The organism is Turicibacter sp. (assembly GCF_017941855.1).
GTDB classification, from domain to species: Bacteria; Bacillota_I; Bacilli_A; order MOL361; family Turicibacteraceae; genus Turicibacter; species Turicibacter sanguinis.
In genome coordinates, this window is sequence record NZ_JAGAVR010000071.1 from 1 (window position 1) to 6,712 (window position 6,712).

A 6,712-nucleotide genomic window follows, 5' to 3' on the forward strand; every position below is an offset into this window, starting at 1 on the left:
GGTGTTAAACGATCTGGGTATAAGATTAATAATTGATTTAATATTTGACTCCAATTTGAAAGTTGACGTCGCCACTTCTTAGTAACTTCCATGGTTTGAAGATAGATTAATTTCATCACCGATGTTTCATTTGGAAAAGCTCCTTTTCCTTTTAGAACTTTTCTTAATTGGCTATTGTAGCTTTCAATGGCGTTTGTCGTATAAATCATTTTTCGAATTTCTTTAGGAAAATTAAAGAGTTGATAAACTTCTTCGATGTTATTTTCCCACACTCTAACGGCTAAAGGTACCAGGGGACTCCATTTATTTTTAAAGGTCTCAAAGGCTTGTTCTGCTACTGATCGATTAATCGCTTGATAGATTTGTTTTAAATCATAACAGAATGATTTTCTATCTTGATAAGAAACAAATTTCGTTGATTGTCGGATTAAATGAACTAAACAACGTTGAACGAGGGCATGAGGAAAAACAGCTTGAATGGCCTGTTTAAAGCCACTTAAACCATCCACACAGGCAATACAAATATCTTGCACTCCACGAGCCTTTAATTCATCTAATAAACTCATCCAATAAGAGGCACTTTCTGCTTCTCCGATAGAGAGGCTTAAAACATCTTTGCGACCATCTAAAGACACACCTATGATACAGTAAACTGCTTTGTTTGAGGCACTCATTCCATCACGCACTTTGACATGAAGCGCATCTAAATAAATGATAGGATAAACAGGCTCTAAAGGCCGTTGTTGCCAATCTTGAATCAGTGGAATCACTTTATCAGTTACAGCAGAGATCGTTTCATGTGACGTTTCAAAGCCATAAATCTCTGCTAATGTTTTAGAAATATCACGCGTTGATAAACCTTTAGCATAAAGCGATAGAATCTTTTCTTCAATTCCGATGACATTGGTTTGACGTTTAGGCACGATTTGAGGTTCAAATGAACCTTGCCGATCTCTGGGAGTCTGAATCGTTGTTTCACCAAGACGCGTTTGAATGGTTTTAGATTGACGTCCATTTCGTGCATTTGAAGTTGATTTATTACGAAAATCATATCGGCTATATCCTAGATGTTGATCTAATTCAGCTTCTAATGCTTGTTCAATAAAGCCTCCAAACATGTCTAATAAAACAGCTTCAATATCACTAGCAGATTTAATGTTGTATTCATCTTGGAGGAGATTAAATAATTGGTTCATCGTAGCTTTTCTTGTCATAAATAATAAACTCCTTTGAAATAGTTAACTTATTATGGTAACTGTTCTAAGAGTTTACACACTTTATCTTACACCCTCGAAATCAACTAAAACAGTCTAAAATAATAAAAAGGATTTTAAAATAAAGGACTACTGAGCAACCCCCAGTAGTCCTTTATTTTACGTGAAGTAGTATATCATCTTTTAAAACTTTTGCCTCTTCCAATGTTTTAGCAGGTCCTACTATGACATTGGAAGAGTTTATAATATTAAAAACAATTTTACTGAAATCTTTTGGCGTGTAAAATGTGATTACGCCAACTGGTAACAAATGAGGTATTGAACCCTGTTCATCTAAATTAACACTTATAATGCCAATATAACCATTATTTTCTTCAATTAATTCGATAAACATAGGTTCTTTTTTTGTGAGTTCATTGTTATTTATTTCTATCCTACCGTTAAATTCGTCTTCTAGGAATGTTTTTTTGGTCAATACCCCTTGGATTTTTACAGTTGTTTTATTGAGTTCGATATGACTGATATCGTCAAACTCAATCGCAGGGAATTCTTGAAATATTTCTTGTTTGATACCAACGAAAGATAAATAACATATTACGCTAATAAAGCTAACCAGTAACGAAAGAATAACTTTTTTAATCATAATTAGTAAATTTGTCCCATATGTGATGGCATACTAGCTGTGAAACTAGTTACTGTTTTTCCTTGAGCACCTTTTAATGTTATAGTACCTGCCGAAGAATAGGTAGAAGTACCTTTTCTGAAATTATCTATTGCGTTATTATAAACATTATCAAACTCTTTAGATTTGTGAGTAGAGTTAACTTTTGTGTCAATATTATTAGCTGTACATCCTAAACTTCCATTTCCAGAGCACTTAAAGCTTGGAATTACGCTGTTAACTGATGTTGTAGCTGCATTCGCTCTAAATGATAATTGCTGATTATTATCTGATTCTCCATTCTTCTTAACATAACAGAATTTTACTTGCGTACCAACAGTTCCAGTGTAAGTAGCTTCAACATTACTTACCATTTGTGATGAGCTAAATACGTCTCCTGCTAATTGATATAATGAAATAGCAGTACCTGTAAAACCAGATATTGATGAAATAGCAGCATTTGCAGCATAATCAAATATTTTCAACGCACCAGCACTAATTAGCTGTGATGATGATTTAATTGTTGTTTTTGTTACAGATTTAGATAAACTACTAGATGTACTTGTAGGAACAGCAGTGATGACTTGAACTTCATAGTTAACTCCATATTTCAGAACAACAGTTCTTCTAGATGTCCAAGTAACACTACTAGTTGTACTAGGATAAGATACACGTTGAGATACAGGTAATTTTCTATTAACTTGTTCTTGAGTTAAAATTTCCGCACCCAAACTCACCATTTCTTCTAAAATTCTTTCTTTTTCTTTTTCTTTAAGTTGTTCGTCATCAATAAATATTAAATTGCTTAGCTCTACGTGTAATTCATCAAGACGTTCACTATTTTCTGATTCAATAATCTTTACATCATCATTTGCACTAACGTTTAAATTATAAGGTGTTAATACTGCAAGTGCACAGATTAAACTAATAAATTGTTTCATTCTTTTTTTAAAAAATTTCATCCTAATCCCTCCTGTAAATCCTAGAAAACACTTACATTTTACCATATATTTCTTTTTATGCAAACTTTTTTGGAAAAATGTAGGTAATTGACGTAATTTTATATGGAATTAAGAGTAGCTATGAGGTTCTAGAGATTTTTGAAATATTAATATTAATTTTATCACTAAAAAAGCAGTTGGAAATAGTGAGTAATCGACTATCTAGTTATTAGATTTGTCGTTACTTGCTCACTTTCTAACTGCTTTTTATCTTTATTTATTTTTTCGTATCAAAAGAACCAGAGCGTATCCGCTCTAAAATTTCGTGATTTTTTAGCAAAAAAGTTCCTCCCCTATCAGCTCCAAAAAATTTAAAAATGCTTGGAACAGCTCCCCTCAGTGATTTTTTCAAAGACAACCCTTAAAAGGGTGGAGATAACCATTATTAGTATGAGCAAACTTATTCATTCTTATTCATCAAAATTATTTTTTAAAAAAAAACTTTTCGACGTTTGTAAGAGTGGGAAATCTTTGTGATTTATCTAATCAAAAAAAGTCACAAAAATTACTAGATTCTTGCGACTTTTTCATTTTTGAATATAAAAAATAACTTTTCTTTATTATGAGATATATCAACATGAACAGAATTAGCTTAAATTATTTTATTTTAATTATTTGAACACGGAGGAAATTGATACATAATCTCAAATCGCATTTGCGATTTTGAGGTTAGCTAGGTCAAAAGGATACTGTGTTCGGGACGTATGGGAAAAGGCAACACAAGTAAACGGGGTATCCGTTGAAAGTCGAACCCGAAGTACCATACGTTCAATAATTAAAAATAAACTAATGCTAAATTAATAAAATCAGAAAAAAATCAAAAATAAAGGGGAAATCCAATATGTTAAAAATTCAATTATTCGTTTCAAAATTAGTAAAAATCGCTAAGACTTTATTCTCTAATGAGGTTGAAATCGAGCAAGTTGTAGCTTCTGTTGAAGAAGAAATCATTGAGGCTACTCCAGTTTCAACAGTTAGCGTTCCAGTGCTTACTTCATTTAAAACTGAAGAAGACAAGGAATTTAAAGCATATCAAAATGAGCTTACGTTCTTCGATAAACTTAACAGCATGAGCGTTAAGGAACGTAAGTTTTATGCGGTTCAGCTAGAAGAAGAATATGCGGGTCTTTTTAACTAAGCAGTTTAATCACTGCTTTTTTTATATTTAAACAATATTTTTTCTACCATATAAAAGGCATGAACCAAGTGTTTTTAGGACACTAAAAATTTAAAAAGAAAGGATGGGTTATAATGCCAGTATTATTAAAAAATATTAATTTAGAGGGTGTAGGGGCGTTTTTGTTAAGCCTTAAAGATTATTTCAACAATTATGATGAAGAATTATTTCTTTATGCTTCATCTCATGAAGGTTACTTATTTTTAAAAGCAGACATTAAGCACCAATCACTTTATGATTCTGAAATTTGTGCGATAAGCGAGATTTTATCAAAAGACGAAGAGATTAATGATGAAAAAATCATTGAATGTCTTGATATTTTAGCTCAATATGCTTATGAGTATCTTCCGAATTATTTAGACGTATCTACAACTAGAAGAGACGTAAAAATAATTGAAAAAGCTTTAGAAATGCTTCATAGTTTTGAATTAGAGTCTCTCTATGCTAATGATTGTTTAAAATTCTTACTGAACGTTCAAGAGGTCTGGAAAGATGGATTATCTGATTCAGAAAATCTTTATTTAGCTCGTCGTCACAAAGACAACAAGTTAGTTGCAAGAGCCTATTATGAAGATGATGATGTTCACGAGTCATTAGTGAATTTAAAGGACTTCATTCCGCTTTTTGATTCTATTGGAGATGATAAAGTAGGAAGTTTTATCTGCACGGCTAACAGAGCCTTAAAATACCCATTAGGAAAAGCAGTTTAACCACTGCTTTTTTTTATTTCTCACACAAATGTGTGTGCATTATGTGTGATATTTTGTGTGATAGTTCTAAAGTACATTTTGTCATACAAAAGTGTATTAAAAAAGACGCTTATAGCGTCTTAATAGAATGGATATATAGTTGTGATTATTTCTCCTGCTTGAAATTTTAAAGGCTTATTATTAGCTCCTTGAAGAACTATTTCGTTATTTTTGTTTAAATAATAACCACAACTCTTTTTAAAGTGCAGATTACTCTCAATCTCATTAAGTTTTAAATCTATTGAGTAGCTTTCAGACGTTTCTAAATCAATCATTTGTGTAGTAAGTCCACCTTGAGAGTTCTGCATATAAAAGTAAATATGCGGTTCAGAACCACTGCTTTCTAATAGTTGAGCGTCAACTGCTTCAAAAGCAATCCCATTTACTAATTCAAAATCTTCTAGTCGGTATGAATACAAGAAGTGGAACTCGTCTGAGCCTCTGAGAACACTTAAAACCCCGTCATTAATTGAAATACCTTTAATATTATCAATCTCTATTAACTGTTTAAGCTCATTCTGAGCATTTGTAGAGTAAACCTCATTACTTGTTGCAAGATAGACCTCACCGTTCCACACAGACCAATTAATGAGGTCTGAGAGCAATTCTAAACGACTAACTTCCTTTTGTTCCTTAAAGCTCAAATTTATGAGCTCTTTTTTTGTTTGATTTAATAAATAAAGGTTTCCATTTTCAAATTTAAAATCAGAAATTTCATTTTTATTTATTGCAGTTTTTATTTCAAAATTATTTGAATTTATAATTTTATCCTTAAATTTTTTAATCTCTCTTACTTCAATTTTATCGGTTAAGAAATCAATCAAATAAAACGTGTTATATTCTTCATTATTAACGACTAAATCAGCACTTAATTCTAAATCTATCCCTTCTTTTCTTTTCGTATCAAAGAGAATGAGGTTGTCGTTGGCGGTCTGTGATAGTAAGTAATTAGGCTCTCTAACGCTACTGAATAACCGCTTATACATGGCATTATCTGATGTATCAAAAACATTTATGACGAGCGTTATAATCATCATGATTATGGTTATATTGATGAATAGAAACAGCGATAAATGAATCAACTCCTTTTTATTAGTGAATAATTTTTTACAATACTTAAACATCATTTCCATTTAAATCACCGTCTCTTTTTTGAGTTAATAAACATTAAGATTTTAACAAATATACATCATTATTTATGTAAAAACGTGTACTTTTTGCATGAAAAACAATAAAAAAGTGATGTATTTAAAACATTAAATGATGTTTAGTTAACAAAAAAAACCTAATTTATGTCTCTTCCGATGTTTTTTTGTTCGTGTGCGCCTATGCGCATATTTTTAAAAAAATTTTTTATTTTTAATGTAAAGAGATAAAAAAATCACTCATTTAAACCTAATAAAAACATTGTAATATCAATGTTTTTAAGTATTTTTTAAAATGTGCGCCCAAAAGGGTGTATATAGTGTTGACATGTGCGCCCAACTGTGATATTATATACTCACAAGGGCAAGGGAAGATTAAAAATGTGCGCCCAAATCTAAAAAAATGCGAGGTAATGAAATGGAACTTTTAAATAATTTATTTTCTATCGCCATCGATTGCGGTAAATACAACACAAAGGCAGTTTTTGAAAACATGGGGATTCGTGAGAAATTAATCATGCGTACGACTTTCCGTGAAAACCACAACACTGTGCAGGTTTTTGAGGATATTCACTGTGTTACTATAAATGGTGAGAAATTTATAGTTGGTGACAGTGCAGATGAATTAAGCGAGGAGCATTTAAACCTTGATAAAAATTCAAAACTTCATGAGGTTGCTACATTAACAATGATTTGTAAAGCATTAAAAAAATGTGAAATTAAAACAGGAAGTGAAGCAGATTTCAGAGTCAATCTAGGTATCAA

At 31.3% G+C, this 6,712-nt stretch carries 7 protein-coding genes; 3 read left to right on the forward strand and 4 right to left on the reverse strand.

Annotated features, from left to right (window positions below; genetic code table 11):
• From J6D32_RS08835 to J6D32_RS08845, 3 genes are all read right to left on the reverse strand, one after another.
• Positions 1-1,214: IS256 family transposase (locus tag J6D32_RS08835; protein ID WP_212724059.1), on the reverse strand; the 1,214-nt coding region annotated here is incomplete at its 3' end.
• Between the two features lie 154 nt (positions 1,215-1,368).
• Positions 1,369-1,857, reverse strand: a complete 489-nt coding sequence (locus J6D32_RS08840; protein ID WP_055245069.1) for a hypothetical protein — start codon at positions 1,855-1,857, stop codon at positions 1,369-1,371.
• A gap of 2 nt (positions 1,858-1,859) precedes the next feature.
• Positions 1,860-2,837, reverse strand: coding sequence for a hypothetical protein (locus J6D32_RS08845; protein ID WP_287467567.1), 978 nt, complete (start codon positions 2,835-2,837; stop codon positions 1,860-1,862).
• 880 nt (positions 2,838-3,717) lie between these two features.
• On the opposite strand from J6D32_RS08845, the gene J6D32_RS08850 reads away from it, so the two are divergent.
• Together J6D32_RS08850 and J6D32_RS08855 are read left to right on the forward strand one after the other, a co-directional pair.
• Entirely contained in the window at positions 3,718-4,014 is a 297-nt protein-coding gene (locus J6D32_RS08850; protein WP_287467568.1) for a hypothetical protein, read from the forward strand.
• Positions 4,015-4,127: 113 nt separating this feature from the next.
• Positions 4,128-4,763 carry a hypothetical protein gene (locus J6D32_RS08855; protein WP_287467569.1) on the forward strand — a complete coding sequence of 212 codons (636 nt, stop codon included), beginning with the start codon at positions 4,128-4,130 and terminating at the stop codon, positions 4,761-4,763.
• A gap of 119 nt (positions 4,764-4,882) precedes the next feature.
• Here J6D32_RS08855 and J6D32_RS08860 read toward each other — a convergent pair whose 3' ends face one another.
• Positions 4,883-5,935, reverse strand: coding sequence for a hypothetical protein (locus J6D32_RS08860; RefSeq protein ID WP_287467570.1), 1,053 nt, complete (start codon positions 5,933-5,935; stop codon positions 4,883-4,885).
• Positions 5,936-6,365: 430 nt separating this feature from the next.
• On the opposite strand from J6D32_RS08860, the gene J6D32_RS08865 reads away from it, so the two are divergent.
• Positions 6,366-6,712, forward strand: a 347-nt coding sequence (locus tag J6D32_RS08865) for a ParM/StbA family protein (RefSeq protein ID WP_287467571.1), incomplete at its 3' end; no start/stop codon positions are given.

Bases quoted from the DNA above. Each gene is read 5' to 3' on its own strand.
- J6D32_RS08845 (WP_287467567.1), bottom strand. From the start codon at position 2,837: ATGAAATTTTTTAAAAAAAGAATGAAACAATTTATTAGTTTAATCTGT.
- J6D32_RS08855 (WP_287467569.1), top strand. From the start codon at position 4,128: ATGCCAGTATTATTAAAAAATATTAATTTAGAGGGTGTAGGGGCGTTT.
- J6D32_RS08850 (WP_287467568.1), top strand. From the start codon at position 3,718: ATGTTAAAAATTCAATTATTCGTTTCAAAATTAGTAAAAATCGCTAAG.
- J6D32_RS08860 (WP_287467570.1), bottom strand. From the start codon at position 5,935: ATGGAAATGATGTTTAAGTATTGTAAAAAATTATTCACTAATAAAAAG.
- J6D32_RS08840 (WP_055245069.1), bottom strand. From the start codon at position 1,857: ATGATTAAAAAAGTTATTCTTTCGTTACTGGTTAGCTTTATTAGCGTA.